Annotated in this window: 4 protein-coding genes; all 4 read left to right on the top strand. The window is 36.9% G+C overall.

The annotated features are described in order from the left end of the window. On the top strand, positions 1-1,274 hold a 1,274-nt coding region (locus tag ENL20_12850; GenBank protein HHE39439.1), incomplete at its 5' end, for a GAF domain-containing sensor histidine kinase. Further along, positions 1,271-2,665, top strand: a complete 1,395-nt coding sequence (locus ENL20_12845; protein HHE39438.1) for a sigma-54-dependent Fis family transcriptional regulator — start codon at positions 1,271-1,273, stop codon at positions 2,663-2,665. The genes ENL20_12850 and ENL20_12845, both read left to right, overlap by 4 nt. Before the next feature lie 327 nt (positions 2,666-2,992). Further along, entirely contained in the window at positions 2,993-3,286 is a 294-nt protein-coding gene (locus ENL20_12840; GenBank protein HHE39437.1) for a hypothetical protein, read from the top strand. A 101-nt stretch (positions 3,287-3,387) separates the two neighbouring features. After that, positions 3,388-4,052 (top strand): NAD(+) synthase (nadE, locus tag ENL20_12835; GenBank protein HHE39436.1); only part of this gene is annotated, 665 nt, incomplete at its 3' end.

Raw genomic sequence — 4,052 nt, 5'->3', positions numbered from 1 at the left:
TTTTTGTTTTAGCAATTGTAATTTTGCTGATGCCTATTAAACGTTATATTGAACGCCTAATTGATCATTTCGTTTTTCCGGGAAGAACGAAAATTCAAAAAAGAATGTTGGCTTTCACAAAAACACTTGCCCATCACATAAAATTGGATGAACTTTGTAGTCAAATTATAGATTTCATTGAGGAAAATTTTAAGCTTAAAAAAATTGCCATTTTCCTTTGGGATGAAACCGAAGAATGCTACATGATTAAATGTGGACGAAACATCGAAAAGGAGCTCGTTCTTCATCCTGCAGATATAAATCGGTGGCTTACCGGATATGATGATGCAATTCAGGTTGAAAACATTGACGAAAATGTTCAAGCTAATACTGATTTGGATGCGCTTCATAAGTCAGGCATTTTTCTTCTTGTTCCCATTCGAATTAAAGATGAACTCTTAGGATGTTTAGCGCTTGGAAAAAGAAGAACCGCTGCGAAATGGGAAATGCAAGATATGGAGTTTTTGAATACGCTGGCAAATCAAGCCGCTATTGCTATTTCCCGCACTTTGATTTACGAAAAGGAACAGCAGAGTGAACGACAACTGCTGCGGACAGAAAAACTCGTAGCCATAGGCACTCTCTCCGCTGGCATGGCACACGAGATAAAAAATCCTTTGCACATTATTTCCGGTTCTGCTGAAACTTTGATGAATAAAGCTTTGAACAAGGATGAACAGAAAGAGATACTTCAATTTATCGTTGATGAAACAGATAGACTCAATGGAATTCTCAATAATTTTCTTGATTTTGCCCGTCCTAAAAAACCAGAGATCCTGAAGTATGATGTGGTATCACTTGTGAATGAAACCCTGCAAATGGTTTCCGAACAGGCAAAGACATTAAATATTACTATCAAAAAACACTACGCAAAAGGACTTCCTCCCCTGTATTTTGACCCGGAACAACTCAAACAGGTGTTAATCAATATTGAGCTGAATGCTTTAGAGGCAATGAGCAAAACTGAAAAAAGAATGCTAACCGTAAAAGTGTCAGCAATAAGGAATAAACAGATCAGTATTTCCATCAAAGACACCGGGATCGGAATAAAGAAAACTATTCAGTCCAATATATTTGACCCATTTTTTACTACAAAAAAGAATGGAACAGGATTAGGGCTTTCTATCAGCAATCAGATCATGGAAAGCATGGGAGGGACAATTTCCTTTGTGAGTAATTTTGGAAAGGGAACAACATTTACTTTAAAGTTACCAATTCAAGAGAGGTTAAATTGAGTTACACACCGACAATATTAGTTGTGGACGATGAGGAAAAAATCCAGAAACTTCTCAAATTAAATTTGAGGCCTGATTACAAAGTCATTGTATCCGGAAGCGTGTCGGATGCTGTGGATCACTTGCAGAATGCGAGTATTGATCTTGTGCTCACAGACCTGAAGCTTCCGGATGAAGACGGAATCGCGATGCTTCAAAAAGTCAAGGCTTTTGATTCGAGTATTCCTGTTGTATTAATGACCGCTTATGGCACTGTAGAAAATGCGGTGGAGGCAATGAAATTGGGAGCCTATGATTATCTGTTAAAACCAGTAAAGATGAAAGAGATGGTAGTTACCGTACAAAAGGCGCTTTCTTATCGTAATCTGCTAACAGAGAATATTCGACTAAAGCGGGAATTAGAAGGCATTTACAATTTCAAAAACATGGTTTACGCCAGTCCACAAATGAAAAAAATTATGGAATTAGTTAGACAGGTGGCTGACACTAAGGCTACCGTGTTAATTCAGGGAGAGACAGGAACCGGAAAAGAGTTGATTGCAAACATGATTCATCTATCCAGCGATCGCGCTTCCAAATCATTTATTCCGATAAACTGTTCAGCAATTCCTGAAGATTTAATTGAAAGCGAATTCTTTGGTCACGAAAAAGGCGCTTTTACTTCAGCAGTAGCTCAAAAAAAAGGAAAGTTCGAGCTCGCTCATGGCGGTTCTCTGTTCCTGGACGAGATATCTGAAATGCCCATTTCGCTTCAACCTAAGCTGCTAAGGGCGCTTGAAGATCAAAGTTTCACCAGGATTGGCGGTGTTGTTCCTATTCAGGTTGATGTTCGGATTATCGCCGCTACCAATCGAGACTTAAAAAATGATGTCGAGTCAGGACGTTTTCGAAAAGACCTGTACTACCGCTTAAAAGTAATTTCCATAATGCTGCCACCTTTAAGGGAACGTCGGGAAGACATAGCTCCGTTAGTTGGTTTCTTTCTAAAAAAACATTCGAGTGACGCCCATGGAAAAATAGGGGGCATATCTTCCGGGGCACTGTCGATACTGGAAAATTACAACTGGCCTGGAAACGTGAGGGAATTAGAAAATGTTATTTTAAGAGCAATGGTATTGGCAAAAGATGGAAAAATTGAGATTAACCATCTGCCTGATGAATTGATGGGAATTGCCCCATTAAACATAATGAACAAGGAAGGACTGAAACTGGCAAAGAAAAAAGCAAAACAAAAAGCCGCCTTGGAAATTGAAAAACAATTTGTAACCAATGCCTTGAAACGTTCAGAAGGAAATATATCAAAGGCAGCCCGTGAAATCGGTATGGATAGAAGGCAGTTTCAGGCCATGATGAAGCGCTGCGGAATTAAATTGAAGGATTTGAAAATATGACGAAAAATTAAATAATATGCGAATAAAATATTCGCAGCCTAACTATTAATAAAAAATCGCACTTACTTACTTTATCTAAAGTAGGTGCGATTTTTTTGTTGTTATTCAAGCGTTGAAAAAACCTCCTAATAAAACAGTAATCTGGCAACAATTTGATTATTATTAAGATAACAGCCACTCTGTTTCTCATTTCATGTTCATTTTAATACGGCACAGTAATTGTAATTACAAAAATGAAATAAAAAACTCTGGTAGGAGGCAGTAATAAACAAACAGAGTGAATTAAGAAATTGGAAGCATCAATAAAAATTTAAGGAGGTGAATATTATGTGGACAGGATGGGTTAATTTAATATTAGGTATCTGGACTTTGATATCAGGTCTTGTTGTCAGTCTTCAAGGGCCTGTCAATTATATCATTGTAGGAATTGTTCTGGCGATACTCAGCTTTGTTACCGCTGCAAAAAAGTGGCAGGGAATTATCTGTGGAATCTTGGGTCTCTGGCTCATTGTTTCCGGTATTGTGGCTGGATTACAAGGTGGAATAAACCTCATTATTGTCGGAATATTAATTATTATTTTTGGTATTTTACTCGGAGTCACAAAAAGCAAAGAAGTATAAAATTGTTCACTGCCTCTTACCAGTTGTTTTTTTAGGACTGTGAATTAATCAATTTAACAAATGTAAAGATATTTTAGGAATCATTCAGGTTAAGGAAAAAATTGGATAAAATAATGGATTCCGATGTAAAAATAAAACATCTGTATTCCCGCATGAAAATTGATCCTACAAAAATTGCTTTTTCACTTGGAAATTTTATTCGGGAGAATATGGAGAAATTGGAAAGAGATGGAGTAATTCTGGGTTTAAGCGGGGGAATTGATTCGGCAGTGGTATCTGTATTATGCAAAGAAGCGGTTGGTTCGGATAAAGTTTTGGCGCTAATAATGCCTGAAAAGGACTCAAAAAGGGAACATGTTAAGGATGCTCAACTTTTGGCAAAAAATTTTAACCTGAAAACAAAATTATTGGATATAAGCCCAATTTTGAAAAAAATGAATGTATATCGTTTGTTTGCTCTCAACAAACTTCCACTGCCGGATAAACACAAAGAAAAGGTGGTTAAAAAAGCTTATGATTATTATGAAAAACAAACCGGTGAATCTCCATTTACCGCCAGTATATTGGGATTTAAGAATAAGGATTTTAAATCTCTACTACAAAAAAATAACGCCTATTATAGGGCGAAACACAGAATAAGAATGGTGTTGCTTTATCTTTATGCAGAAATTGAAAATAGATTGGTTGTCGGCTGCGCCAATAAAACCGAATCTCAAATAGGTTTTTTTGTAAAATATGGTTGCGACGATGCGTCAGATATTATGCC

This window comes from Candidatus Cloacimonadota bacterium (assembly GCA_011372345.1).
In the GTDB taxonomy this organism is placed as follows: Bacteria; Cloacimonadota; Cloacimonadia; order Cloacimonadales; family TCS61; genus DRTC01.
The sequence above is the reverse complement of the archived record's forward strand: the minus strand, read 5'-3'. Positions and strand labels throughout refer to the sequence as shown.